The sequence below is a fragment of the Acidovorax sp. T1 genome (assembly GCF_002176815.1).
In the GTDB taxonomy this organism is placed as follows: domain Bacteria; phylum Pseudomonadota; class Gammaproteobacteria; order Burkholderiales; family Burkholderiaceae_C; genus Acidovorax.
In genome coordinates this window covers 3,467,727-3,493,938 of the sequence record NZ_CP021648.1, presented here as the reverse complement: position 1 = coordinate 3,493,938, position 26,212 = coordinate 3,467,727, and the positions used below count along the sequence as shown (strand labels likewise).

22 protein-coding genes are annotated in these 26,212 nt (G+C 66.2%); 7 read left to right on the top strand and 15 right to left on the bottom strand.

The features are described from left to right. Positions 1–243 precede the first annotated feature (243 nt). From CCX87_RS16260 to CCX87_RS16240, 5 genes are all read right to left on the bottom strand, one after another. On the bottom strand, positions 244–1,575 hold the full coding sequence (locus CCX87_RS16260; RefSeq protein WP_087747738.1) for an FAD-dependent oxidoreductase: 1,332 nt from the start codon (positions 1,573–1,575) through the stop codon (positions 244–246). Next, the gene (locus CCX87_RS16255) at positions 1,572–2,729 is read right to left on the bottom strand and encodes an acyl-CoA dehydrogenase family protein (protein WP_087747737.1); all 1,158 of its coding nucleotides are present in this window, start codon (positions 2,727–2,729) and stop codon (positions 1,572–1,574) included. Before CCX87_RS16255 ends, CCX87_RS16260 begins: the two co-directional genes overlap by 4 nt. 48 nt (positions 2,730–2,777) lie before the next feature. Beyond that, positions 2,778–3,347, bottom strand: coding sequence for an OsmC family protein (locus tag CCX87_RS16250; RefSeq protein ID WP_008905298.1), 570 nt, complete (start codon positions 3,345–3,347; stop codon positions 2,778–2,780). A gap of 90 nt (positions 3,348–3,437) precedes the next feature. Continuing rightward, positions 3,438–4,343 carry a sulfurtransferase gene (locus CCX87_RS16245; protein ID WP_087747736.1) on the bottom strand — a complete coding sequence of 302 codons (906 nt, stop codon included), beginning with the start codon at positions 4,341–4,343 and terminating at the stop codon, positions 3,438–3,440. A 233-nt stretch (positions 4,344–4,576) separates the two neighbouring features. After that, entirely contained in the window at positions 4,577–6,202 is a 1,626-nt protein-coding gene (locus CCX87_RS16240) for a sigma-54 interaction domain-containing protein (RefSeq protein WP_232476423.1), read from the bottom strand. Positions 6,203–6,310: 108 nt separating this feature from the next. On the opposite strand from CCX87_RS16240, the gene purT reads away from it, so the two are divergent. Beyond that, complete coding sequence (gene purT / locus CCX87_RS16235) at positions 6,311–7,513, top strand: formate-dependent phosphoribosylglycinamide formyltransferase (RefSeq protein ID WP_087747734.1); 1,203 nt, start codon at positions 6,311–6,313, stop codon at positions 7,511–7,513. Between the two features lie 119 nt (positions 7,514–7,632). Here purT and CCX87_RS16230 read toward each other — a convergent pair whose 3' ends face one another. Both CCX87_RS16230 and CCX87_RS16225 read right to left on the bottom strand, forming a co-directional pair. Continuing rightward, entirely contained in the window at positions 7,633–8,568 is a 936-nt protein-coding gene (locus CCX87_RS16230; RefSeq protein WP_087747733.1) for an ATP-binding cassette domain-containing protein, read from the bottom strand. Between the two features lie 240 nt (positions 8,569–8,808). Continuing rightward, positions 8,809–10,290 carry an AMP nucleosidase gene (locus CCX87_RS16225; RefSeq protein ID WP_087747732.1) on the bottom strand — a complete coding sequence of 494 codons (1,482 nt, stop codon included), beginning with the start codon at positions 10,288–10,290 and terminating at the stop codon, positions 8,809–8,811. A gap of 111 nt (positions 10,291–10,401) precedes the next feature. Here CCX87_RS16225 and CCX87_RS16220 point away from each other — a divergent pair, with 111 nt between their 5' ends. The 5 genes from CCX87_RS16220 to mgtA all read left to right on the top strand — a co-directional run bounded on the left by CCX87_RS16220 (position 10,402) and on the right by mgtA (position 16,777). Continuing rightward, the gene (locus tag CCX87_RS16220; protein ID WP_087747731.1) at positions 10,402–11,676 is read left to right on the top strand and encodes an MgtC/SapB family protein; all 1,275 of its coding nucleotides are present in this window, start codon (positions 10,402–10,404) and stop codon (positions 11,674–11,676) included. A 56-nt stretch (positions 11,677–11,732) separates the two neighbouring features. Further along, complete coding sequence (gene dbpA / locus CCX87_RS16215; protein ID WP_087747730.1) at positions 11,733–13,142, top strand: ATP-dependent RNA helicase DbpA; 1,410 nt, start codon at positions 11,733–11,735, stop codon at positions 13,140–13,142. Then, positions 13,139–13,606 (top strand): D-aminoacyl-tRNA deacylase, encoded by a 468-nt coding sequence (gene dtd / locus CCX87_RS16210; protein WP_087747729.1) that lies wholly within the window; start codon positions 13,139–13,141, stop codon positions 13,604–13,606. The genes dbpA and dtd overlap by 4 nt, the downstream gene beginning before the upstream one ends. Positions 13,607–13,702: 96 nt before the next feature. Next, the gene (locus CCX87_RS16205; RefSeq protein ID WP_087747728.1) at positions 13,703–14,149 is read left to right on the top strand and encodes a universal stress protein; all 447 of its coding nucleotides are present in this window, start codon (positions 13,703–13,705) and stop codon (positions 14,147–14,149) included. Positions 14,150–14,218: 69 nt separating this feature from the next. Then, complete coding sequence (gene mgtA, locus CCX87_RS16200) at positions 14,219–16,777, top strand: magnesium-translocating P-type ATPase (RefSeq protein WP_087747727.1); 2,559 nt, start codon at positions 14,219–14,221, stop codon at positions 16,775–16,777. Positions 16,778–16,795: 18 nt separating this feature from the next. Here mgtA and CCX87_RS16195 read toward each other — a convergent pair whose 3' ends face one another. The 8 genes from CCX87_RS16195 to cyoA all read right to left on the bottom strand — a co-directional run bounded on the left by CCX87_RS16195 (position 16,796) and on the right by cyoA (position 24,546). Beyond that, positions 16,796–17,536, bottom strand: a complete 741-nt coding sequence (locus CCX87_RS16195; RefSeq protein ID WP_087747726.1) for a sulfite exporter TauE/SafE family protein — start codon at positions 17,534–17,536, stop codon at positions 16,796–16,798. A gap of 167 nt (positions 17,537–17,703) precedes the next feature. Beyond that, positions 17,704–18,237, bottom strand: coding sequence for a response regulator transcription factor (locus CCX87_RS16190; protein ID WP_087747725.1), 534 nt, complete (start codon positions 18,235–18,237; stop codon positions 17,704–17,706). Further along, on the bottom strand, positions 18,227–19,564 hold the full coding sequence (locus tag CCX87_RS16185; RefSeq protein WP_087747724.1) for an ATP-binding protein: 1,338 nt from the start codon (positions 19,562–19,564) through the stop codon (positions 18,227–18,229). Before CCX87_RS16185 ends, CCX87_RS16190 begins: the two co-directional genes overlap by 11 nt. Beyond that, positions 19,548–20,327, bottom strand: coding sequence for an SURF1 family protein (locus tag CCX87_RS16180; protein ID WP_087747723.1), 780 nt, complete (start codon positions 20,325–20,327; stop codon positions 19,548–19,550). Before CCX87_RS16180 ends, CCX87_RS16185 begins: the two co-directional genes overlap by 17 nt. A gap of 70 nt (positions 20,328–20,397) precedes the next feature. Beyond that, positions 20,398–20,838, bottom strand: coding sequence for a cytochrome o ubiquinol oxidase subunit IV (gene cyoD / locus CCX87_RS16175; RefSeq protein ID WP_232476422.1), 441 nt, complete (start codon positions 20,836–20,838; stop codon positions 20,398–20,400). After that, positions 20,839–21,474, bottom strand: coding sequence for a cytochrome o ubiquinol oxidase subunit III (gene cyoC, locus CCX87_RS16170; protein WP_087747722.1), 636 nt, complete (start codon positions 21,472–21,474; stop codon positions 20,839–20,841). Continuing rightward, positions 21,467–23,470, bottom strand: coding sequence for a cytochrome o ubiquinol oxidase subunit I (gene cyoB, locus CCX87_RS16165; protein ID WP_087747721.1), 2,004 nt, complete (start codon positions 23,468–23,470; stop codon positions 21,467–21,469). The genes cyoC and cyoB overlap by 8 nt, the downstream gene beginning before the upstream one ends. 8 nt (positions 23,471–23,478) lie before the next feature. After that, positions 23,479–24,546 (bottom strand): ubiquinol oxidase subunit II, encoded by a 1,068-nt coding sequence (gene cyoA / locus CCX87_RS16160; RefSeq protein WP_087747720.1) that lies wholly within the window; start codon positions 24,544–24,546, stop codon positions 23,479–23,481. 287 nt (positions 24,547–24,833) lie between these two features. On the opposite strand from cyoA, the gene CCX87_RS16155 reads away from it, so the two are divergent. Beyond that, complete coding sequence (locus tag CCX87_RS16155) at positions 24,834–26,168, top strand: MFS transporter (RefSeq protein WP_087747719.1); 1,335 nt, start codon at positions 24,834–24,836, stop codon at positions 26,166–26,168. Positions 26,169–26,212: the final 44 nt, after the last annotated feature.

Below are 26,212 nucleotides of genomic sequence, written 5' to 3'. Positions count from 1 at the left end.
CCCTTCAAAACCTCATCGAGCAGCAGCTGGTCGAGCAATATGGCGGTGGCAATCGTGCTGGCCAGGGGATCAGGCCGGAAACGGTGGACGGGGTGATGTTCATGGCGTTTTGTCTGTGCCGGTGGGTTGAAAAGACAGCCGCATCTCGTGCTGCTGCCATGAGCACTCACCACAATGCCGTTTTGAAAGCCAGCCGGGCGCAAAAAAATTTCGCGCCCGGCACTTGGGAACGGAGTCCCTTTTTCAATGAAGCGTCAGCGGCCGGGTGGTGGTCTTCACTCGCACCACTGCAGCCCGGTGTTCATAAGGGCTGGCATCTTGGCCCAGCACAGCAGCAGCCAATGTGCGCGCCTGGCGGGCAATCGGTTCGATGAATCGGCTGCATTGCCCGTCGATGCTGATGCAATCGCCCAGCGCATGGATGCGGGGCACGCTGGTTTGCAGGGTTTCTGCGTTCACCGCAATGCCATTGGCCCAATCGAGTCCTGCACTCTGCGCCAGGCGATGGTGGGGCAGCAGGCCTGCGGCTACCACCACTTCGTCGGCAGCAAATCGTGACCCGCTGGTGGTGCTGACGCGGTATTGAGAGCCTATGCGTTCCACCTGCTGCACTTGTAGGCCGCCCTCAAAGCGGATGGAAAGGTCCTTCCAGGCGTCAAGCAGCTGAGGCCCCGCTTGCTGGCTCTGCCAGCGCGCCAGCGGTTCTGCGGCTGTGTCCAGCAGCGTGATGCGGTGGCCGCCCAGGGCCAGGTCGTTGGCCAGCTCGCTGCCTACCAGGCCCGCGCCAATGATGAGCACGTCCTTGGGCTGGTCGCCCAGCTGCTGGCGCAGGCGCTGGTAGGCGTCCAGGTGGTTGATGCGCCAGCACATCTGGGGTGACAGTCCAGGGGGCAGGGCCGCTTGCGCACCATGGGCCAGCACAAGGTGGCCGTAGTGCAGTGCGCCCCGGGTAGTGCGCAGCTGTTGCGTATCGGCACAGATGCGCACCGCATGGGTGTGGGCCAGCAATGTGATGCCCAGGCGCTGCGCCGCATCGCGTCCGGTTTCGGACACCAGCGCCTGCGGGTCCAGTTGGCGCGCCATGGCGACCGATAGCAAGGGCTTGTCGTACCGGTCGCCCGCACATGCGGTGACCATGGTGATGGGCAGCGTGGCGCTGTACAGGCGCAGGGTTTCGGCCAGTTGCCAGCCGGCGCGACCCGCGCCGACGATGACCACACCCGGTTCGCCACGCAGGCGGATGGTGGGTGGCGCCGCGCTGGCCAGCGCACGCAGCGCTTCCAGGGTGGGTGCTTCATACGGCGAAAAGTCCGCCTTGGTCACACCGCACAGCGGGCAGGCCCAGTCGTCGGGAATGTCTGCCAGCCGCGTGCCGGGTGGCAGGCCGCCATCGGGGTCGCCGTCGACTTCGTTGTAGATGTAGCCGCAGGCGTTGCAGATGTAGCTTTTCCAGGGCGCTGTAGCAGCTCCATCGGCCACAGCGGCTGTATCGGCGAACGCTTCGCACAGCGCCAGTGACGCTGCGCTCAATTCAAACTTGGAAGTAGCCAGTGGCGTGGTGGTAGAGGGGGTCATGCGGGCATCTCCTCGGTGCTGAGCCGGGCAATTTCTTTGCGCAGGTGCTTGATGGCGGGCGTGACGATGGCCACAAAGTGTGATTCGCGCACGCGCCGCTGCACGTCCGAGCTCATGAGGTAGCCGCGCGCGCCCTGGTGCATCAGGGCCGACTGGGCAGCGCGCAGGCACAGCTCCGCGCCATGGGCGCGGGCGTCCAGCACGTCGATGAAGAAGTCAGTGTTGGTGTCGAAAGGGGTTTGAGCCAGTTGCATGACGCGTGCGGTCAGCGCGTCCAGCTCGGTCTGCAGCGCATCGGGCCGGTCTTCCAGGAATTGGTTGACGTGGCCCAACTGGGCTTCCACCGCCCACATCGAGTCGATGGCGCCCTGGGTGATGCCAACGGCCATGCCGCATTGCAGCATCACAAACGCAGCACGGATGCGCGCGATGAAGGGGCGGGTGGGGGCGGCCATGATGTCGGCCGTGCTGATGAAATGGTCCTTGAGCCGCAACGCATAGGTGCCCGTGCCTTCCATGGCCGAGAAGCTGGGGCATTCGCGCATCTCCACGCCAGGGGCATTGCAGCGCAGCAGGAACATCACCTCGCGCTGGCTGGCCGCGCCATCCGCCTCCACCACCGCCGCAATCGCACCGCAGTAGTGGTCAGGACCCAGGTTGCTCACCCAGGGCAGGGTGCCGTTGATGAGGTAGCCACCCTCCACGGGCGTGGCTTTGAGCAACAGGCTTTCGATTTGCGCGTAGCTCTTCATGGGGTTCGACAGCGCCGTGCCGCCCATGCCTGCGCCGCTGGCGTGGCGCTGCAGCACATCGCCCACCAGCGCGGGGTTGCCCGACTGCTGCAGGTACAGCCCGCACACCGCCTGGCACCACATCATGAAGCCGGTGGCGCCGCACACGCGCGAGGCCTCGGCCATGGCGCGGATGGCCAGGCCGTAGTCGGCCGGGCCGGCCGTGCTGTCCAGGTGCGCACTCATCGCGCCCACGGCGGCCAGCTGCTGTAGCTCGGCGCAGGGGTAGTAGCCGGTGCGGTCAATCGCCTCCACCTGCGCGGCCAGCGGGCCCTGGGCAATCTGGCGCACGGCGGCCAGCAGCGCATCGCCCCGCAGGGCGCCGTTCAGGTGGAGTTGAGGAGGGAGATCGGCGGGGTTCATGGGGCTCCTTGGGTGCGCGGGGAACGGTTGGTCAGGTATGGGGCGCCCTCAATCAGCCAGGCTGATCTCGAAGGGGATGGGGTTGCGCATGCTGTTGGCCACGGGCGAGTAGAAGTTGGCGTGCTGCACGATCTCGTCCAGCACCTCGCGCGGCGCATCGCCCTCCACCAGCACCTTCACGCGGATGGCCTGGAAGCCCATCTCGGGTGGCGTCTTCTGCAACGCACCACCCGCACCCCAGGCGGCCGGGTTGCCGATGTCGCCTTCCATGAAGACCTCGATCTTGCTGAGCTTGACCTGCTTCCAGGTGGCCACGGCCGTGATGCCTACGGCCAGGCAGCCGCCCAGGCCCGACAGCACGATTTCGCCAGGAGCCGGTGCCGTGTCCTGCCCGAACAAGTGCAGAGGCTCGTCCACCACCACTGGCGCATGGTTGCCCACATAGCTCAGCGAGCGGTACTGTCCTTCCATCACCGTGTGGACCTTGTTGGTGCCCCGGCTCGCAGGGTTGTTGCGGCCCTTGTCGGCAAAGGCCATGAGCCCGTCGCGGTCGATGGGGCGCAGGTGCGTGTGCACGGTGGTGACGGGGGCAGAGGGTTCCAGCAGATCGGTGGACATGGTATTCCTTAAAGAAAAAAGAGTGGAGGCAGAGAAAAATGAAATGGAGGGATCGCAGCGGGCCACGCCCGCTGCAAAGGCACACGGGGCTCAGGCTGCCAGTGCCAGCGCAGGCTTTCTGGGGAACTTGACCAGCGGCAGCCCGCTTTCAATTGGCAGCTTGTCGTCGCGCGACCATTCGTTCCACGAGCCGAAGTACATGCGCACATCGGCAAAACCTGCCTGCTTGAGCGCGAGGAAGGTGTTGGACGCACGCGCGCCTTTAAAACAGTACAGATACACCGTGTCCGCAGGGCTGATGCCCGCCGTGGCGCATTCAGCGCGCACTTCGTCGGGCGACTTGAAGACGGGGCCCTGGGCCGATGGCTTCATAAAGCGGTACCACTCCAGCCACTTGGCGCCCGGCAGGCGGCCCTTGCGCGGCGCAAAGTCCTTGCCATAGGGGCTGGAGCTGTCGCCAATCCACTCGTCCACATCGCGCACGTCCAGCAGCACGGTGTCGGTGCCCAGGGCCTCGATCACGTCCTCCTTGGTCAGCATCACATCGGTGGTGGCCAGGTCGGTGGGGAAGATGGCCGGTGTGGGCACCACGTCTTCGGTGGAGGTGGGCAGCTCTGCGGCCTTCCAGGCCGAGTAGCCGCCATTGAGCACCTTGACCTTGGGGTAGCCCAGCCAGGTCAGCAGGTAGTAGCCCCGGCACGACTGGCCATAGCCGCTGTTCAGTGCATCTTCATAAAACACCGCCGTTTCCGCACCCGACAGGCCGATGGCGCCTAGGTGTGCGGCAAAGGTGTCCTTGAGTTCTTGCAGCCCCTGGGGTGTGGAGGTGGCCAGGTAGGTGAAGGTCTCGCGCAAATTGACTGCGCCGGGGATGTGCCCCAGGGCATAGGTATCAGCGTCGCGGGTGTCGATCAGTACCACAGGCTCCGCGGCTTGCAGGGCCTGTAGCTGGGTGGGCGAGATGAGGATGGCGTCGGAGGCGGTAATGGTGCTCATGGGAAACCTTTCGATGCGGTGGTGGGCGGGATGCCTGCCCTCCTTATCGCAACAGGCGTGCCAGAGCGCTTTGTATGGGGGAATTTGAATAAAAATGGCCGGTAGCGCTAGTGGAATATGCGCTGAGAGCTATCAATTTAATAGTGAGTGGCGTGCTGCCATGTGTGGGAGGCCTGCATGGAGCAGGCCGCGCCAGACACTGTGTCTACAAATTGTCGACACAGTGTCTGGCGTCACTTCAATCCCGCTTTATGCAGCCGGTAGCTGAATTGCCGGAGCGTCAGCCCCAGGCTCTGCGCCGCGCGCGACTGGTTGCCGTGGTGTTCGGCCAGTGCGGTCTGCAGTACTTGGGCGCTGTGGGACTGGGCCGGGTGGTAGTCGCGCACCAGCGGCGCTGCAGGGGGAGCCGGGGTTACTGCCGCTTCGTACGGCGCTGCGGGCAACCCAGCGGGAGGCAAAGCCACAGACGTGGCAGCGGGCAGAAACCGGTCCAGCTCAGCCCGCGCCACCAGCGTGTCGTTGGCTAGCAGCACCAGGCGTTCAATCACGTTGCCCAGCTCGCGGATGTTGCCGGGCCAGGGGTGTTCTTCAAGCCGGGCAAGTGCGTCGGGTGACAGGTTTACGTTGCGCTGGTGTGCCTGGTTGGCGCGGCTAACAAAGTGCAGCGCCAGCGCACGGATGTCCTCGCGCCGCTCGGCCAGCGATGGCAGGCGGATGGGAATCACGTTGAGCCGGTAGTACAGGTCCTGCCGAAAGTTTCCGGCCTCCACCTCCTGCGCCAGATCGCGGTTGGTGGCCGCCACCAGGCGCACGTTCACCTTCACCTCGCGCTGCCCGCCCAGGCGTACCAGCGTGCCCTCCTGCAGCGTGCGCAGCAGCTTGGACTGCAGGGCCAGCGGCAGCTCGCCAATCTCGTCGAGAAAGATGGTGCCGCTGTCGGCCTGCTCGAACCAGCCCGCGCGGGCTGTGCTGGCGCCGGTGAACGCGCCTTTTTCGTAGCCAAACAGTTCGGATTCGAACAGCGCGTCCGGAATGGCCGAGCAGTTGACCTTGATGAAGGGCCGGTCGCGCCGCCCGCTGGCCAGGTGCACGGCGCGTGCGAACAGCTCCTTGCCCGTGCCCGACTGGCCCAGCAGCAGCACGGTGGCCTGGGTTTGCGACACGCGCTCCAGTTCGCTCAATGCCTGCAGCAGCGGCGGCGAGCTGCCGATGAGCCCGTAGCGCGCGCTTTTGGTGTTGAGCGCATTGGCCAGAACGGCGTTGCGTGCCTGGAGTTGCCGCGTCTGCTCGGCCACCAGGGCTTCCAGCTGCAGCAGCTGCCCCACCAGCGTGGCCAGCACACGCAGCACGGCCAGGTCGTCGTTCAGGTGGCGCTGGCGGCTGCGGATGCGGTGGCAGGCCAGCACGCCGATGGGCGCGTTGTTGACCTCGATGGGGAGGGCGATGAAGGCCACCGTCTCGGGTGGCAGCTGGCTGCGTGCCACTGCTCGTGCCAGGAACAAGGGCTCGGCATCGATATCCTGCACGATGGCAGGCTGCCCCGTGGCCAGCACGCGGCCTGTGATGCCCTCGCCCCAGGCGTAGTGTCCACGCTGCACCTCGGCCTGGGTGAGGCCGTAGGCGTGCTGGATGGAGGCGGTGCGCGGCGCACCAACGGCGGAAGGGGCTTCGTCCACCAGCACGATGCGCCCCCGGTTCAGGCCCAGCAGCTCGCTCATCAGGTGCAGCATCTCGCGCAGCACCAGGCCAGGCGCCAGGCTGCGACCGATGAGGCGCATCACCTCGCGCATCAGCAGCAGCTCCTGGGCGTGCCAGTCGGTGGGGCTGTGCGAGCGGGCCGTGCTGGGAGGGGAGGGCATGGGCGGTGGGGGCATGCCAGGGCGATTGCAAGTTCTGCGCCCGGGTGCATTAAAGTCGCCTGCGTCCAGCCACCTACCGACTTTTTCACCTTCTCGAAAGCCCCCACCATGACCACCCTCGGAACCCCCCTGTCCCCCCATGCCACCAAAGTCATGCTGCTGGGCTCGGGCGAGCTGGGCAAGGAGGTGCTGATCGCGCTGCAGCGCCTGGGCGTGGAAACCATCGCGGTGGACCGTTACGAGAACGCGCCCGGCCAGCAGGTGGCCCACCACGCGCGCACCATCACCATGAGCGACCCGTCCCAGCTCAAGGCCTTGATCGAGGCCGAGCGCCCTCACCTGGTGGTGCCCGAGATCGAAGCCATCGCCACCCCCATGCTCGAAGAGCTGGAAGCCGCTGTCACCGTGCGCGTGATCCCCACCGCCCGCGCCGCCCGCCTGACCATGGACCGCGAAGGCATCCGCGTGCTGGCCGCCGAAACCTTGGGCCTGCCCACCAGCCCCTACAAGTTTTGCAACTCGCTCGAAGAACTGCAGGTCGCCATTGATGCGGGCATCGGTTATCCCTGCATCGTCAAGCCGGTGATGAGCAGCTCCGGCAAGGGCCAAAGCAAGATCGACGGCCCGGCTGACGTGCAAAACGCCTGGGACTACGCCATGGCCGGCGGCCGCGTGAGCCACGGCCGCGTGATCGTCGAGGGCTTCATCGACTTCGATTACGAAATCACCCAGATCACCGTGCGTGCGGTGGGCGCGGACGGCCAGATCGAGACCCACTTCTGCGACCCCATCGGCCATGTGCAGGTGAGCGGCGACTATGTGGAAAGCTGGCAGCCCCACCCCATGCACCCTGCCGCGCTCGAAAAGTCGCGCCAGATCGCCAAGGCCGTGACCGACAACCTGGGCGGCCAGGGATTGTTTGGCGTGGAGCTGTTCGTCAAGGGCCAGGACGTCTGGTTCAGCGAAGTGAGCCCCCGCCCGCACGACACCGGTCTGGTCACGCTGTGCACCCAGCACCAGAGCGAGTTCGAGCTGCACGCCCGCGCCATCCTGGGCCTGCCGGTGGACACCAGCCTGCGCAATCCCGGCGCCAGCGCCGTGATCTATGGCGGTGTGGAAGCACAGGGCATCGTGTTCGACGGCGTGGAAGAAGCCCTGCGGGTGCCGGGCACCGACCTGCGCCTGTTCGGCAAGCCCGAGAGTTTTGTGAAGCGCCGTATGGGTGTGGCCCTGGCGCGAGCGGCCGATGTGGACACGGCGCGCACCAACGCCAAGCTGGCCGCCAGCAGGGTCAAGCCACGCAAGGTATGAGGCGAAATCTAAGTGAAATTGGCCTCTAGCACTTATTCCATAAGCGCTAGTAGCTATTGAATCAGGAGTGATTGAAGGCCCGATGAGCGGCGTTCCCCCAGTGCCAACGCATCACTCCCTCACTCCCGGATCTGCCGCCCGGTGAGCTTGAGGAACAGGTCTTCCAGGTTCGCCGGCCGGTGCAGCGTGCGCAGGTGGCCATGCTGCCCCAGCGCCTGCAGCAGCGGCTGCGCGTTCTGTGTGTAGAAAAACACCGTCTCGCCGCTGACCTCCACGCGGGCGGCCAGTACGCGCAGGGCGGCGTCTTCGGCCAGGGCCACGGCGCCCACGCCATAGACCTCGACCACGTCGGGCTCCAGGTGCTGGGCGATCAGCTCGCGCGGGCGGCCTTCCGCGATCTTGCGGCCGTGGTCCAGCACCAGCAGGCGCGAGCACAGGCGCTCGGCCTCGTCCATGAAATGCGTGGTGAGCAAGATGGATTTACCCTGCTGCAGCAGCAGCTGCAGCCGCTCCCACATCAGGTGGCGGGCCTGCGGGTCCAGGCCCGTGGTGGGCTCGTCCAGCAGCAGCAGGCGCGGGTCGTTGACCAGCGCGCGGGCCAGCGACAGGCGCCGTTTCATGCCGCCCGACAGTTCGCCGGGCTTGGCGTTGGCCTTGTGCGTGAGCGCGGCAAATTCGAGCAGGCGGGGCACACGTTCGTCCATCACCGCACCCTTCAGGCCGAAGTAGCGGCCGAACACGCGCAGGTTCTCGGCGCAGGTGAAGTCGGGGTCGAGCGTGTCAAACTGCGTGACCACACCGAGCTGCGCCTTGATCGCCAGCGCGTCGCGGGGCATGTGCAGCGGGGCCGCGCCGGCCCCGGGGAAGAACTGCACGCTGCCGCTGTCGGGGGCGGTGTGCCCCAGGCACATGCGGATGGTGGTGGTCTTGCCGGCGCCATTGGGGCCGATCACGCCCAGGCATTCGCCGGGGGCAATGGCAAAAGACACCTCGTTGACCACCGTGGTGTCGCCATAGCGTTTGCTCAGCTGCGAGGCTGCGAAGAGGGCCGTCATGGGTTGATTGTGTGCGATCTGGCGGGTGCCCGAGGGTTGTGGCCAAAGGCTGCACCCAGGTCGTGCCACGGCTTCGACAGGCTCCGCCCAAACGGATGGGTGGGGTATCTCCGCCCGAACGCATGGGGGGCCTGGGGTGTGTCGAAAATCAGGCGAAATTCGCTTCTAGCGCTTGCTGCATAAGCGCTAGTAGCTATCAAAAATGAAGTTTTTGACGATGGCGCCACCGCCCCGCGCGGCTTATTGGAACGCCACCTCGGCAAAGCTGCGCAGCTTGCGGCTGTGCAGGCGGTGCACGCCGCCTGTGCGCAGGATTTCAACGGCGCGCATGCCGATGCGCAAATGCTGATCGACGCGTTCGCGGTAGAAGTGGTTGGCCATGCCGGGCAGCTTGATTTCGCCGTGCAGGGGCTTGTCGCTCACGCACAGCAGGGTGCCGTAGGGTACGCGAAAGCGAAAGCCGTTGGCGGCGATGGTGGCGCTTTCCATGTCCAGCGCCACGGCGCGGCTTTGGCTGAAGCGGCGCTGGGGCGTGTTGTCGGGCAGCAGCTCCCAGTTGCGGTTGTCGGTGCTGGCCACGGTGCCGGTGCGCATCACGCGCTTCAAGTCTGCGCCGCTGATCTGCGTGACGTCGGCCACGGCCTGCTCCAGCGCCACCTGGATTTCCGAAAGCGCCGGGATGGGCACCCACAGCGGCAGGTCTTCGTCGAGCACATGGTCCTCGCGCACATAGGCGTGGGCCAGCACGTAGTCGCCCAGTTGCTGCGTGTTGCGCAGGCCGGCGCAGTGGCCCAGCATCATCCAGGCGTGCGGGCGCAGCACGGCGATGTGGTCGGTTATGGTCTTGGCGTTGGCCGGGCCCACGCCGATGTTGACCATGGTGATGCCGCTGCGGTCGGCACGCACCAGGTGGTAGGCCGGCATCTGCGGCAGGCGCGGTGGCGGCGCGCCCAACTCGTCGCCCGGCTCGGCGCTCAGGCCCGCACGGCGCGTGACCGCGTTGCCGGGCTCGATGAAGGCGATGTATTCGCTGTCGGGTTTGGCCATTTCGGCATGGCCCAGGCGCACGAACTCGTCGATGTAGAACTGGTAGTTGGTGAACAGCACGAAGTTCTGGAACCACTCGGGCGCCGTGCCCGTGTAGTGGCGCAGGCGGTGCAGCGAGTAGTCCACGCGCGGCGCGGTGAACAGCGACAGCGGCAGTGCCTCGCCCGGCTGCTGTCGGTGCGTGCCGTTGGCGATGCCGTCGTCCATGGCGGCCAGGTCGGGCAGGTCGAACAGGTCGCGCATCAGCATGCGGCGCTCGGGCGTCAGGGTGCCTTCCACATGGTCGTGCTCGGCAAACGAGAAGTGGATGGGAATGGGGTGCGCGCTGGTGCCCACTTCCAGCTCGACGTTGTGGCTGTGGCGCAGCAGGCGGAATTGTTCGGCGTAGTAGTCGGCAAACAGGTCGGGGCGTGTGAGCGTGGTTTCGTAGCGTCCAGGGCCTTCGACAAAGCCATAGGCCAGTTTGCTGTCGGCGCGCGCCACGGTGGTGGTGTGCACGCGCACGAACGGGTAAAACGCCCGCACGGCGCCATCCGGCGTTTCGCCGGCCACAAAGCGCTGCATGGCGGTGCGCAGGTGGCCAATCTGTTGCTGGTAGATGCGCTGCACCTGGGCCAGTGCGTCGGCCGGGTCGGTGTGGCGGGTGGGGGCGATGAAGTCGGGAATCTGGGGCATGGGGCTATTGTCCACATGCGCACGGCGCAGCGTGTGACGGCGCGGTGTAGACGCCCTTTCTCTTTCTGTCACCATGCGGCAAGGGGCTGACAAGAAAGGCACAAAACCACTATGCAGCATGGGGCAGATTTTTTGACAGCGCTGGCCGTGCTGGCCAGCGCGGCGGGGTGCGGATTGCTGATGGGTATCGAGCGCGAGCGTCGCAAGGGTGCAGGGCCTTACCGGTCGTTGGCCGGGGTCCGGTCCTTCACTCTGGTGTCCATCGCCGGTGCCGCTGCCGCGCTGATCGCCATTCCAGCCCTGGTGGTGGTAGGGGCTGCCTTGGTGGCAGTCCTGACCGTGGTGGCCTATGCACGGGACCGCTCGGGCGACCCGGGGGTGACCACCGAGGTCGCCTTTTTGCTGGCCTACCTGATCGGGGTGACCTGCGCGCGTGACCAGTTGCTGGCCGCCGCCCTGGCCGTGGTGGTAACGGGGCTGCTGGCGCTGCGCGAAGTCTTGCACCAGTTTGCCAATCAGTGGCTGCAGCCTGGCGAGGTGCGCAGCGGGCTCATTCTGGCCGCGTTGGCCTTGCTGGTGTATCCGCTGGCCCCCAACGCGCCCCTGTGGCTAGGGGTGTTGAACCCGCAGGTGGTGGTGCGCCTGGTCATCGTCTTGCTGGTAATCCAGTCGCTGGCGCATGTGGGCCGGCGCCTGATGCAGGCGCGCCATGCCGTGGCGCTGTCGGCGCTGGCGTCGGGGTTTGTGTCGAGCACCGCCACCATTGCCAGTCTGGGGATGGAGGTACGCGCCGGGCAGGCCACGCCACGCGTCCATGCGGGGGCGGCTTTGCTGTCGTGTGTGGCCACCATGGTCCAGATGGTGGTGGTTGCCGCCACGGTGCAGCCGCAGTGGCTGGCGCGGCTGTGGCTGCCGGCCCTGGCAGGAGGGGGTGTAGCGGCGGCCCTGGGGTGGTGGGGCGGTCGGGGCGGCGCAGCACAGCGGAGGGCGCCCGCGCCTGGCACCGAGGCGGTTTCCGGCATGCTGCCCGACACGCCCATGTTCAAGTTGCGCCACGCGTTGATCATCGCCGCCTTGCTCACGGGCATTCAGGTGGGGGTGCATCTGCTGACGGCCTGGCAAGGCGATGCGGGCATGCTGGCCGGCGCCCTGCTGGCGGCCCTGGCCGATGTGCACGCCGCCACGGCCGCGGTGCTGGTGCGGGGCGGCCCGGACAGCGCAGCGGGGCCGGCCATCGCATCGGCCCTGATGGCCGCGCTGCTGGTGCATGCTGGCAGCAAGTGCGTGGTGGCGCTGGCCAGTGGTGGCTGGCGCTATGCGCTGGCCGTGGCGCCGGGCATCGTGGCGCACACGCTGGCTTTTGTGGGTGTGTTGGCGTTGCAGTAGCCATCTGGCGGGTGCCGGCATCGCATGACCGTTGGGGTGCACCGGATAATCGGGCCATGACCTCCAAAGAAAACGCCGCCAGCACTGATTTCAGCGCGCTGGCCTTGAGCCCCGCCCAGCTTTCCAATTTGCAGCAGCTGGGTTATGCGCAGATGACGCCCATCCAGGCGGCCAGCCTGCCGCCCGCCTTGCTGGGCAAGGATTTGATCGCTCAGGCCAGCACTGGCAGCGGCAAGACGGCCGCCTTTGCGCTGGCCCTGCTGGCCAACCTCAACCCGCGCCGCTTTGCGGTGCAGTCGCTGGTGCTGTGCCCCACGCGCGAGCTGGCCGACCAGGTGACCACCGAAATCCGCCGCCTGGCGCGGGCCGAAGAAAACATCAAGGTCGTGACCCTGTGCGGCGGCGTGCCCTTGCGCGCGCAGACACTGAGCCTGGAGCACGGCGCGCACATCGTGGTGGGCACGCCCGGCCGCGTGATGGACCACCTGGAGCGCCAGCACCTTTCGCTGGAAGCCCTCAACACCCTGGTGCTCGACGAAGCCGACCGCATGCTCGACATGGGCTTCTTTGACGACATCGCCACCGTGGCGCGCCAGTGCCCCAAAGAGCGCCAGACCCTGCTGTTCTCGGCCACCTACCCCGAGGGCATCGCCAAGCTCAGCGCCCAGTTCATGAAGACCCCCGTGCAGATCACGGTGCAAGCCCAGCATGCCGAGGGCAAGATCGAGCAACGCTGGTACGAAGTGAAGAACAGCGAGCGCCTGCATGTGGTGTCGCAACTGCTCAACCATTTCCGACCCGAATCGTCGATTGCCTTTTGCAACACCAAGCAGCAATGCCGCGACCTGGTGGGCGTGCTGCAGGCCCATGGCTTCAGCGCCCTGGCGCTGTATGGCGAGCTGGAGCAGCGCGAACGTGACCAGGTGCTGGTGCAGTTTGCCAACAGGAGCTGCTCGGTGCTGGTGGCCACCGACGTGGCTGCGCGCGGGCTCGACATTGCCAACCTGGCCGCCGTCATCAATGTGGACGTGACGCCCGACCCCGAGGTGCACATCCACCGCATCGGCCGCACCGGCCGGGGCGACGCCGAGGGCTTGGCGCTCAACCTCGCCAGCATGGACGAAATGGGCAGCGTGGGCAAGATCGAAGTGCTGCAGGGCCGCGAGTCGCGCTGGTTTCCGGTGGCCGAGCTCACGCCCACGGGCAGCGGCCCGCTGGTGCCGCCCATGGTCACCATCCAGATCATCGGCGGCCGCAAGGAAAAAATCCGCGCGGGCGACGTGCTGGGCGCGCTGACGGGCGAGATGGGCTACACCCGCGAGCAGATCGGCAAGATCAATGTGAACGATTTTTCCACCTATGTGGCGGTGGACCGCGCCATTGGTGCGCAGGCTGCACAGCGGCTGAATCAGGGCCGGGTCAAGGGCAAGGCCGTGAAGGCGCGGCTGGTGACTGGCGACGAATGATCAGCCTGTTGCAGCGCGTGCGACAGGCGCGCGTGGAGGTGGACGGGCAGGTCGTGGGCGCCATTGGCACCGGCCTGCTGGTGCTGGTGTGCGCCGAGCGCGGCGACACCGAGGCCGAGGCCGACAAGCTGCTGGCCAAGATCCTGAAGCTGCGCATCTTCTCAGACGACGCCGGCAAGATGAACAAGAGCGTGCAGGACCTGGACGGCCACGGCGGGGCCGGCGGCCTGCTGCTGGTCAGCCAGTTCACTTTGGCGGCCGACACCACCGGCGGCAACCGCCCGAGCTTTACGCAGGCGGCGGCCCCGGATGAAGGGCGCAGGCTCTATGACTACCTGGTGGAACGGGCCCGCGCTGCCCATCCCGAGGTGGCCACCGGTCAATTTGCAGCCGACATGCAGGTGCACCTGGTGAACGACGGACCCGTGACGATTCCACTGCGCGTGGCGCCTGCCGCCGGTTAGTGGCTCTCGTTGTTCTCGGCGCCCGTGACAATGCTATTCCTGTCATCGTGATGGGGAAGGACGGGGCTACCATGCGTTTTTTCGGAGGAGTTTTCCATGTACGAAAAGATTCTGGTTCCTGTGGATGGCAGCGCCACCTCGCTCGCAGGCTTGCAAGAGGCGATTGCACTGGCGCGGGTGATGGGCTCGACCATCAAGGTGCTGCATGTGGTCGATGAAATCTCGTTCATGACGAGCTTCGAGTCCAGCATGGCACTGACGGCGGAGGTGTTCGAGACGCTCAAGAAGGCCGGCCAGGAGGTGCTGCAGGATGCCCAGAACCGGGTGCGTGCCGCCGGGGTGCCGGTGGAAGCCGAGCTGTATGAAAGCTACTCCGGGCGCGTCAGCGATTTGGTCATCACCAAGGCCAGGGAATGGGGCGTGCAGCTCATCGTGCTGGGCACCCATGGCCGGCGAGGCGTGGGCCGGATGCTGCTCGGCAGCGATGCCGAGCAGGTGCTGCGCCAGTCGCCGGTGCCGGTGTTGCTGGTGCGTGGCGCCTGAGCGCCGTATGCGCCGGCCGTTGGACAAGCGTTCCGTGGGCTGTCCCTGGCCTGCAGTGAAAGCGGGGCCATGACGCATCCGTCAGGCGTCGCTCCGCACAGTTTCTGGAATCTGTCTGCGCAGGCACTGTGTACCCAGTTGCAGTGCAGTGCCGAGGGCCTGACAGACACCGAGGCGCAGGCCCGGCTGGCGCAATACGGGCCCAATGCCGATGCCCCGCCGCAGGCCAAGGGGCTGCTGGCGGCAGTCGGCCGGCGGCTGCGCGAGCCGTTGTCGCTGATCCTGCTGGGCGCTGGTGCGGTCTCGGTGGCCACGGGCGACGGCGTGGGTGGCGGCATCATCGTGACTATTCTGGGTCTGTCGATCGGGCTTGACACCGTGCAGGAAGGGCGGGCCAACCGCGCGGCCGAGATGCTGCGCCGTTCGGTGGCGCTGCGTGCCGAGGTGCTGCGGGGCGGCGTGTTTCGCCAGGTGCCCGTGGAAGAGGTGGTGCCCGGCGACGTCATGCGCGTGCGCGCGGGTGACATCATCGCCGCCGATGCCCTGGTGCTGGAAGGCGATGCCTTCACGGCGGGTGAGGCCGCCCTGACTGGCGAGCCCTATCCCGTGGAGAAGCGCCCCGGCGTGGTGACTGCCTCCGCGGCGGGCGAGGCCAGCAATGCCTTGTTTCGCGGCGCGGTCGCGCAGACGGGCGAGGCGCGGGCGCTGGTGGTGGGCACCGGCCGCAACACGTTGTTTGGCGCCGCCGCCGCTGTGCTGGGCGAGGGACAGGAGGTGTCGGCCTTCCAGCGCGACATGCATGCCTTTGGCCTGATCACCGCCCGCCTCACGCTGGCTCTGGTGGTAGTGGTGCTGGCCACGCACATGCTGTTTGGCCGCCAGGTGCTCGAATCGCTGATGTTTGCGGTGGCGCTGGCGGTGGGCCTCACGCCCGAGCTGCTGCCCATGATCACCACCGTGACGTTGTCGCGTGGCGCCTTGCGCATGGCGGGGCGCAGGGTCATCGTCAAGCGGCTGGCGGCCATTCACGACCTGGGTGCCATGACGGTGCTGTGCACCGACAAGACGGGCACGCTGACCAGTGCCGAGATTGCCCTGTCACGCAGCCTGGATGCGGCGGGGCAGGACGACCCGCAGGCCGCCTGGTTGGGCGCCATTGCCGCCAGCCTGGGCGGCGACCGGGGGGCGCTGGATGCGGCGCTGCTGGCCAGCCACCCCGAAGCGGCGCAGGGCTGGAAGATGCTGCAGCGCCATGCGTTCGATTTCACCCGCCGCGTCGGAAGTGTCTGGGCCGAGGGGCCAGACGGGCGCCTGCTGATCGTCAAGGGCGCGCCCGAGGCGGTGCTGGCCTTGTGCACGGCCCACCGCGTGGGCGGCGCGGTGCAATCCTTCGGCGACGTCGAGCAGGCCCAAGTCCGTCAGCGCTTGCAGGCGCTGGCCCAGCAGGGGCTGCGCGTGGTGGCCGTGGCCTCGCGCAACCAGCTCGACATCGCCAGTGCTGCACAGGCATTGACCGCAGCCAACGAGAAGGACCTGGTCTTGGAGGGGCTGTGTGCCTTTGCCGACCCGGCCAAGCCCACGGCGGCTGCGGCCATTGCCCGGCTGTCGGGGGCTGGCGTGCGCCTGAAGATCCTGTCGGGCGACGACCCCGTCGTGGTGCAGCGGCTGGCGCAGCAGGTGGGCTTGCCCGCCGACCGGGTGCTGACCGGCGCCGACGTGGCCGCCCTCACGGACGATGCCCTGGCGGTGCAGGTGCAATCGGTGGACATCTACGCCCGGCTGGCGCCCGACCAGAAGGCGCGCCTGGTGCGGGCGCTGCAGTCGCATGGCGCGGTGGTGGGGTTTCTGGGCGACGGCATCAACGACGCCCCCGCGCTCAAGGTGGCCGACATCGGGCTGTCGGTGGAAGGCGCCAGCGGCGTGGCCCAGGCGGCGGCTGACATGATTTTGATGGCGTCGGACCTGGAGGTGGTGGCTGATGGCGTGGAGGAGGGGCGACGCACTTTTGTCAACATCCTCAAATATGTGCGCATGGGCGCCAGCTCCAACTTCGGCAACATGTTGTCGATGGCGGTGGCATCGTTGTTCCTGCCGTTTTTGCCTATGCTGCCCACGCAGATTCTGTTGAACAACCTGCTGTACGACTTTTCGGAAATCGGTATTCCGCTCGACACGGTGCGCCCCGAGGCCATCGCGCAGCCCCAAGTGTGGGACATGCAGGGCCTGCTGCGCTTTGCCGGCACCATGGGGCCGCTGTCGTCGCTGTTCGATCTGGCCACGTTCGGTGGGCTGCTGTGGCTGTTTCAGGCCACGCCTGAGGAATTTCGCACGCTGTGGTTCATGGAGTCGATGGCCACGCAGATCCTGGTGATCTTCATCATCCGCACCCGTGCCCAGCCGTGGCGCGATCTTGCGCACCCGGCGCTGGTGGCGTCGTCGCTGATCGCCTTGCTGGTGGCCATGGTGTTGCCGTTCACGCCGCTGGGGGGCTGGTTCGGTTTTGTGGCGCCCCCCGCCGACATGTTGGTGGGCATGGGCGCGCTGGTGCTGGGCTATCTGGTCTGTGCGCAGTGGCTCAAAGCCTACACGCTGGCGGGTCGCTCCAGCTCCCTGGCGCCGGGGCGTTAGCCTGGCAACCGTCCGAGCCTATTGACGCCAGAAAAACAGCCCCGCCATCACCAGCCCTGTGGCCACGATGCCCCAGCGCAGCCTGGGCGCCGGAATGCGCCGCGCGACGCGTGCACCGCCATAGCCGCCGGCCGTGGCGGCCAGCATCATCAGCAGTGCCTCGCGCCACAGCACCACGCCACCTGCGGCATAGATGAGCACGGCAATGGCGGTGAGCAGGGCCGAAACCCAGTTCTTGAGGCCGTTCATGGCATTCAGGTTCGTCTGGCCCAAAAGGCCGAACAGGGCCAGCAGCAAGATGCCCAGCCCGCCGTTGAAGTAGCCGCCATACGCCGCCACCGCCAGCACGCCCACGGTGGCTTTGGCGGTGGACGGTTTGCCGCCTGCCAGCAGCCGGCGCAATTGCGGCCCGAACGCAAACAGCGCCGTGGCCGCCAGCAGCAGCCAGGGCACCACGCGGCGGAAGGTGGCGTCGGGCGTGACCAGCAGCAGCGCCGCACCTGCCGCACCGCCGATGAGCGCAAGCACCACCAGTCGCCGCATCGACAGCCCGGGCGGCGGGGCCGTGTCTTCGCGAAAGCCCCAGGCGCCGGCCATGTAGCCGGGCAGCAGCGCCACGGTGCCGGTGGCATTGGCCACCACGGGCGGTACGCCGGTAAAGACCAGGGCGGGCAGCGTTAGAAAGCTGCCGCCTCCTGCAACGGCATTGAGGGTGCCGGCCGCAAAGGCGGCGGTGAGCAGCAGGGCAATCTCGAACATGTCTCTCCTGATGGTTTGGGGCAAAAAACTCAACGTGTTCAGGGCGGCTTGCACCGAAGGGAGGATAGTAGGGGCTGGCGCCGTTCGCGCCCCCACTGTTCTGTGAATCTGCTGTGCGCAAACGTGGCGCAATCGCGGCGCGGCCCTGGCTGGGGCAAGAGTCAGGGTCAGACGCGCTGCTTGCCCAGTTTGCGGCTGAGCGTGCGGCGGTGCATGCCCAGCCGGCGTGCGGCTTCGGAGATGTTGAAGTCGGTTTCTGCCAGCACCTCGTGGATGCGCTCCCATTCCAGGGTTTTGATGGAGCTGGAGCGGTTGCTCAGTTCGACGTCGGCATTGCCTTCGTGCAGGCCGAAGGCGGCTTCGATGTCGTCGGTGTTGGACGGCTTGGCCAGGTAATGCGCAGCGCCCAGTTTGATGGCCTCCACCGCCGTGGCAATGCTGGCGAAGCCGGTCAGCACCACGATGCGCATGGGAGCGTGGTGCGCATGGAGCTTGCGCACGCAGGCCAGGCCCGATGCCTCGCCCTTGAGTTTGAGGTCCACCACCGCATAGTCGGGGCGGTGTTCGGTCAGCAGGTCTTCCATGCGCGCCACGCTGTCGGCCTGCAGCACCCGGTAGCCGCGCCGCTCGAACGAGCGTGCCAGGGTGCGGGCAAAGGCTTCGTCATCTTCCACGATGAGCAGCAAGCGTTCAGTGTCCATGGGTGCCTTGTCCGGTGTCCTGCAGTGCGATGGTGGCCAGTGCCATTGTGATGGTGACCTCCGCGCCGCCCTCGGGGCGGTTGCGCGCCACCAGGCTGCCGCCCAGGGTGCGGGCCACGTTCATCGACAGGAACAGGCCCAGCCCGCCGCCAGGGCGCCCCTTGGTCGATTGGTAGGGTGTGCCGATCTGCGCCAGCACCTCGGGCGAAAACCCTGGTCCCCGGTCGGTCACCACGATGCGCAGCGTGTCGTCATCGCGCTGTGCCCGCACGGCCACCCAGTGGGGGGATGCGTCCCGGGCATTGTCCAGCACATTGAAAACCATTTGCTGGAGCGCGGTATCCGCCACCATGGGGCTGTCGTGCTGGATGCGGTTGTCATAGACCAAGGTGTCGATCGAGCGCGTGGCGCGCCAGTCGGTGACCAGGGTGTCCAGAAACTGGCAGACCGTGGTCTGGCTGGAGTCTTCGCCGCGCGTTTCGCCCGCGGTCAGCAGGATGCCGCTCACGATGGCCTTGCAGCGCTGCACCTGGGTTTGCATCTCGGCGATCTCTTCCTGCAGCACCGGGTCTGTGGTCAGGGCCGGGATGCGCCGCCAGTCGCCCAGGATGACGGCCATGGTGGCCAGCGGGGTGCCCAGCTCGTGCGCCGCCCCCGAGGCCAGCAGGCCCATGCGCACGATGTGCTCTTCCTCGGCGGCCCGCTGGCGGGCCGCCGCCAGCCGTGCATCGCGCCGGCGCAGGTCGTGGCTGATGCGCGTGATGAAGATGACCACCAAAATGGCGTTGATCATGAAGCACACCAGCAGGCCCAGCACATACGGGCTGGCCCAGCCTTCGTGCAGGTTGGTGGCCAGGGGCAGTGGCTGGCTGTGCTGCGCCAGCAGCACCACGCACGACGAGGCAACCAGCACGATGAACCACATGGTGCCGCCTTGCAGCAGCATGGCGCTCACGGCAATCTGCAGCAGGTACAAAAATACAAAAGGGTTGCCGATGCCGCCGCTCAGATACAGCTGGGCGGTCAGTGCGGCCACATCCACCAGCAGCCCGAGGAAGATTTCGAAGTCGGGAACGTTTCGCCGGGTGCGCCAGCGCAGCAGGCTGGCCAGGTTGAACAGCACCATGCCCGCCACGATGGAGCGCATGGCCTGCAGCGGCAAGGGCATGCCCAGGCCGTAGTGGGTGGCCTCGATGGTGAGCAGCTGGCCCACCACGGCGATCCAGCGCAGCTGGATCAGCTGGTGCAGGTTTCTGAGCCCTGCGGAGGCATTGGCCGGCGTGGCGGGGTTCCGGGTGGTGTGGAAGGGTTCAGGGCTGCGGTTCATGGGCGGGGTGTTGGCGGTGGGCTGCACGCAGCTTCGCCTCGTAGCGTGCCACAAGCACCGCAGCCCCTGCCACCATGAGTGCCAATCCAAACCAGGTGATCGCATAGACCAGGTGGCTGTTGGCAAAGCGCACCACCGTCAGGCCCTGGCGCGGCCACGGGCCCTGCGCTGCAGGGGGCCGTTCTGCCGTGGCGGCGCTTTGCCGATCGGGGATGCCAGCATCCACAAAGAACGGGGCGGCGCGCGGCAGTTGCCGGGCCTGGGCCATGGCGGCCACGTCGCGCGAATACCAGCGTTGCTGCGCCGGGTCATTGCGGCGCAGAAAGCCGCCGCCAGGCTCGCTCATGCGCAACAGGCCTTCCACCGTGACGGGTTCTGTGGCCGTGCCGGGTGGGGTGGCGGGGCGCGCTTTCCACTGCGCGCGCTGGCCTTGCGGCACGAACCCGCGGTTGACCAGCACCTGTGTTCCGTCAGCCTGCTGCAACGGGGTCATCACCCAATAGCCCGCACCGAGCGCGGTGCTGGCCTGGGCCAGCACGGTTTTGTCGGCCAGCCACTGCCCCTGCAGGCGCACGGGCTGGTAGGCGTACCCGGTGGCGTCCACCTGCGGCCACTGTGCTGGCGGCGGCAGTGCGCCGGGCGGGGCCTGGATGCGCTGCGTGACGCGCTCGATGAGGTCGAGCTTCCAGGCGCGGCGCTGCACCTGCCATACGCCCAGCGCGATGAACCCCACGAAAAGCGCGATGCCCACCAAGGTGAGCATCGCCAGGGTTGCAGGGGAGTGCGGGCGCTTGCGGCCCACCTGCGGTGTTGGCACGGTGCGGTGGTGCCGGTCAGGGGGTGGCGCTGTGGGCTGTGCCTTGCCCGGGCGCGTGCTGCTGCGCCGCAGCCGGCGCCTGGGGGTGCTCGGGCATCATGTTGGTGTTCATGTGGAACATCACCCACAGCGTGCCAGCGATGGCAATGGCCACGAACACCACCGTGAAGATGGTGGACAGAAGGGTCCAGCCGCCTTCGACCTTGCCGTTCATGTGCAGGAAGCACACCATGTGCACCAGGATCTGGGCCACGGCAAAGCCACCCAGCACCAGCACTGCAGTGTTACGGTCGGCAATCACCTTGGCCATGACCAGCCAGAAGGGAATGGCGGTGAGGATGATTGACAGCACGAAACCGGTCATGTAGCCCGACAAGCTGCTGTGCGGGCCTGCGTCGTGGTGGTGATCGTCATGCCCATGCGCATCGTGCGCGTGTGTTGCGTGTTGTGCGCTCATTTACAGCACCCCCATCAGGTACACAAAGGTGAAAACGCCGATCCAGACCACGTCCAGAAAGTGCCAGAACATGGACAGGCACATCAGCCGGCGCGTGTTCGCCGGAATCAGGCCATGCTTGCCAATCTGCACCATCAACACCACCAGCCAGATCAGGCCGAAGGTGACGTGCAGGCCGTGGGTGCCCACCAGCGTGAAGAAGGCCGACAGGAACGCGCTGCGCTGCGGGCCTGCGCCCTGGTGGATCAGATGCTGGAACTCGTACAGCTCCAGCCCCAGGAAGCACAGGCCAAACAGGCCCGTGATGCCCAGCCACAGCAGCGTGCCTTTGACGTCGCCCAGTTGCTTGCGCAGCATGGCAAAGCCGAAGGTGATGGATGACAGCAGCAGAAAGGCCGTGTTGATGGCCACCAGGGGCAGGTCGAACAGCTGCGCGCCCGTGGGGCCGGCCGCATAGCTGCGGCCCAGCACGCCGTAGGTGGCGAACAGGGCAGCAAAGATGAGGCAGTCGCTCATCAGGTACAGCCAGAAACCCAGGGAGGTACCGTTTTCGGGGTGGGGCTCGTGCGCGAGGTGGTACTCGCGCGGGGCCAGGGCGCCTGCTGCGGCGCCAGCGTGGATGCGGATATCAGACATGGCGGGCCAGTTGGAGTGTGCGGGCTTCTTCGGTGGCGACCACTTCGGCCGCCGGGATGTAAAAGTCACGCTTGTAGTTGAAGGTGTGGACGATGGCGGCCAGCAGCAGCGCGGCAAACGACACGCCTGCCAGCAGCCACATGTGCCAGATCAGCGCAAAACCGAAGACCAGCGACAGGGCCGATATCACCGCGCCCGAGCCCGTGTTGGCGGGCATGTGGATGGGTGCAAAGCCAGTGAGCGGACGCTGGTAGCCGTGCTTCTTCATGTCCCACCAGGCGTCGATCTCGTGCACCACGGGCGTGAAGGCGAAGTTGTAGTCGGGCGGGGGCGAAGAGGTGGCCCATTCCAGCGTGCGTGCATCCCAGGGGTCGCCCGTGTGGTCGCGCAGCTGCTCGCGCTTCAAGTAGCTCACCACCAGCTGGATCAGGAAGCAGGCGATGCCCAGTGCAATCAGGAAGGCGCCGAACGCCGCGATCTGGAACCAGATCTGCAACGACTGGTCTTCAAAGTGGTTGGCGCGGCGCGTGACGCCCATCAGGCCCAGCACATACAGCGGGCCGAACGCCACCCAGAAGCCCACTACCCACAGCCAGAAGGAGCGCACGCCCCAGGTGCGGTCGAGCTTGTAGCCAAAGGCCTTGGGGTACCAGTAGTTGATGCCGGCAAACAGGCCGAACAGCACGCCGCCGATGATCACGTTGTGAAAGTGCGCGATCAGGAACAGGCTGTTGTGCAGCACGAAGTCGGCCGGGGGCACCGCCAGCAGCACGCCGGTCATGCCGCCGATGGCAAACGTCACCATGAAGGCCACGGTCCACATCATGGGCAGCTCAAAGCGGATGCGGCCCTTGTACATGGTGAACAGCCAGTTGAAGATCTTCGCGCCCGTGGGGATCGAGATGATCATCGTCGTGATGCCAAAGAAGGTGTTTACGCTGGCACCCGAGCCCATGGTGAAGAAGTGGTGCAGCCACACCAGGTACGACAGGATGGTGATCACCACCGTGGCATAGACCATGGAGGTGTACCCAAACAGGCGTTTGCGGCAGAACGTGGCCACCACCTCGGAGAAGATGCCAAAGCACGGCAGGATCAGGATGTACACCTCGGGGTGGCCCCAGATCCAGATCAGGTTCACATACAGCATGGGGTTGCCGCCCAGCTCGTTGGTGAAGAAGTTCGTGCCCACGAAGCGGTCCAGCGACATCAGCACCAGCGCGGCCGTCAGCACGGGGAAGGACGCGACGATCAGCGCGTTGGTGCACAGCGCGGTCCAGGTGAATACGGGCATCTTCATCAGGTTCATGCCCGGCGCGCGCATCTTGATGATGGTGACGATCAGGTTGATGCCCGACAGCGTGGTGCCCACCCCGGCAATCTGCAGCGCCCAGATGTAGTAATCCAGCCCGGTGCTCGGGCTCTGCGCCCCCAGGTTCGACAACGCCAGCCAGCCCGAGGTGGAGAACTCGCCCAGGAACAGCGACACCATCACCAGGATGGCGCCGGCGGTGGTCATCCAGAAGCTGAAGTTGTTGAGGAACGGGAACGACACATCGCGCGCACCGATTTGCAGCGGCACCAGGTAGTTCATCAGGCCTGTGACCAGCGGCATCGCCACGAAGAAGATCATGATCACGCCGTGGGCGGTGAAGATCTGGTCGTAGTGGTGCGGCGGCAGGTAGCCCATGTTGTCGCCAAAGGCCATGGCCTGCTGCAGGCGCATCATCACGGCGTCGGCAAAGCCGCGCAGCAGCATCACCAGGCCCAGGATCATGTACATGATGCCGATCCGTTTGTGGTCGATGCTGCAGATCCAGTCGCGCCACAGGGGGCCCCACAGGCGGAACTTGGTGATGCCGGCCATGACGGCAATGCCGCCCAGGACCACGGCAATGAAGGTCCACAGCACGATGGGCTCGTGCGCCATGGGAACGGCGTCCCAGCTCAGGCGGCCCAGCGCCCAGTGGGATGGAGAAAGGGTTTCGGAGGTCATAGGGAGACTTATTGGCGGATGCTGGCGCCGGATGTGGATGCCGGTGCGTTGCGGGTTTCAAGTGCTGCTACCACCTGTGCGGCGTTTTGCACGGTGCAGACGTCCTGGGGCAGGTTCAGGCCCGCGGCGCGCATGTAGGCGTCGCCACCCTGGGCGTCAATGGCCATCATGTGGTGCATGCACATCTTTCCGTCTTCCACGCAGCGGTTGAGCACCTTGTCGTACAGGCCTTCTTCCACCGTGGCAAAGCGCTGCACGGGGTCGCGCTCGCTGGGCTTGACCAGGTTCAGGTAGGTGCTCTTGTCCAGGGGCTTGCCTTCGGTCTTGGCCTTTTGCACCCACTGGGCAAAGTCGCCATCGCTCAGGCCGTGGAACTTGAACGTCATGCCCGAAAAGCCCGCGCCGCTGTAGTGCGACGACATGCCCTTGTACACGCCGGGCTGGTTGATCACGGCGTTCAGCTCGGTCTGCATGCCGGGCATGGCGTAGATCATGCCGGCCAGGTCGGGCACGTAGAACGCGTTCATGGTTGATGTCGCGGTCAGCTTGAACAGGATGGGGCGGTCCACCGGTGCAGCCAGCTCGTTCACCGTGGCAATGCCCTGCTCTGGGTAGAAGAACAGCCATTTCCAGTCCATGGCCACCACTTGCACTTCCAGCGGCTTGACATTGGCCGCCAGCGGCCGCTGGGCGTCGATGCGGTCCAGTGGGCGGTAGGGGTCGAGCTTGTGCGTGCCGATCCAGGTCAGTGCCCCCAGGGCAATGATGATGAGCAGCGGCACGGTCCAGATCACCAGCTCCAGCGTGGTGGAGTGGTGCCACTCGGGGTCGTAGTCGGACTCGGTGTTGGCTGCGTTGGACTGGCGGTATTTCCAGGCAAACCACAGGGTGAGCGCAATCACCGGCACGATGATGAGGAGCATCAGCAGCGTGGCGGTGATGACCATCTGGCCCTGTTGGGCGGCAATATCGCCGGCCGGGTTGAGAACGACCGCCTTGCTGCAGCCGGCCAAGCCGGCGGTCATGGCGATCGCTGCAAGCCAGGTGGGCCTGCGGAGTTCCTTGTTGTTGAGCATGCTAGGGGTGCGACCAAAAGGCGCTTAGGTGTAAACGCGAATGACTGAGGTTTCGGAATGTAGTACAGCCAGTGAAATTGTCGATTGGACATTTTGTCCAAGATCAATGGCGACCCGGTGGTTTTGTGTTTGTCTGGGTGGATTTTTGGCTGTCTGCTCCCGGAAATTTGCCCGCTTTGGGGGTGGCTATCAGGGTTTTCCTGTGCGCCCCGCCTGCAAAAACGCAGCGGCGGGGCGGTTTTCGGGTGTAAAAAAGAGCCGTCGCATCCGTTGCTTGAGGAGTCTTTATGGTTAATCAAAGTGCTGCCGCACTGCCCGTGCCCAGTTTTGAGAGTTCGATGTCTCTGGCGCGCGCCCATACCGATGAGGATGTGACACCCGGCGAGATCGCGGTGGGGGTGATCATTGGGCGGTCCTCCGAATACTTTGACTTTTTTGTCTTCGGCATTGCCTGCGTGCTGGTTTTTCCCTCGCTGCTGTTCCCGTTCCTGTCGCGGCTGGACGGCACCTTGATGGCTTTTGCCATCTTTGCACTGGCTTTTGTCGCCCGGCCGGTGGGCACGGCGATTTCCATGGCGGTGCAGCGGCGCTGGGGGCGCGGCACCAAGCTGACGCTGGCGTTGTTTTTGCTGGGCGCCTGCACCGCAGGCATGGCTTTTTTGCCCAGCTATGCCTCGGTGGGGAGCAAGGCCATCACCGCGTTGGTCATCTTGCGCATCGGTCAGGGGCTGGCGCTGGGCGGCACCTGGGATGGCCTGCCGTCGCTGCTGGCCATGAGCGCCCCCCCGGCGCGGCGCGGCTGGTTTGCCATGATCGGGCAGCTGGGCGCCCCGGTGGGCTTCATTCTGGCGGCCAGCCTGTTTGCCTATTTGTATAGCAGCCTGAGCGTGGCGGAGTTTCTTGACTGGGGTTGGCGCTTCCCCTTCTTCGTGGCCTTTGCCATCAACGTGGTGGCCCTGTTTGCCCGGTTGCGCCTGGTGGTGGGGCAGTCGTATGCCGAATTGCTGCAGCAGCTTGAATTGCAGCCGGTGAGCGCGACCCAGGTGGTGCGCCACGAAGGCGGCAATGTGCTGCTGGGTGCCTTTGCCGCCCTGGCCAGCTTTGCGCTGTTCCACCTGGCCACGGTGTTCCCCTTGTCGTGGATTGCCATGTATTCCGAGCAGTCCATCACCGAAGTGTTGGGCGTGCAGATTGTCGGGGCTTTCCTGGCCGCCGCTGCCATCGTGTTGTCCGGGTGGCTGGCCGACCGGGTGGGGCGGCGCAACCTGCTCGGGTCCATGGCGGTGTTGATCGGGCTGTTCAGCTTCGCGGCGCCCTGGCTGCTGGGCGCAGGCTCTGTGGGCAACAACGTGTTTTTGCTGGTGGGGTTTGTGCTGCTGGGGCTGTCGTATGGGCAGGCATCGGGCACCGTGACCGCCAATTTCTCGCCCCGATACCGTTACACCGGGGCGGCGCTGTCGGCCGACCTGGCGTGGCTGCTGGGGGCCGGGTTTGCGCCCCTGGTGGCTTTGGGGCTCTCGGCCCGGTTTGGCCTGGGGGCTGTATCGCTGTACTTGCTGTCGGGGGTGGTGTGCACCTTGGCGGCGCTGCGCATCAACCGGTTGATAGAGCGCAAGGAGTAATGCCGCCGCTGGTGCCGCCGCTGGTGCGGTCCCGGTGGGGCCCC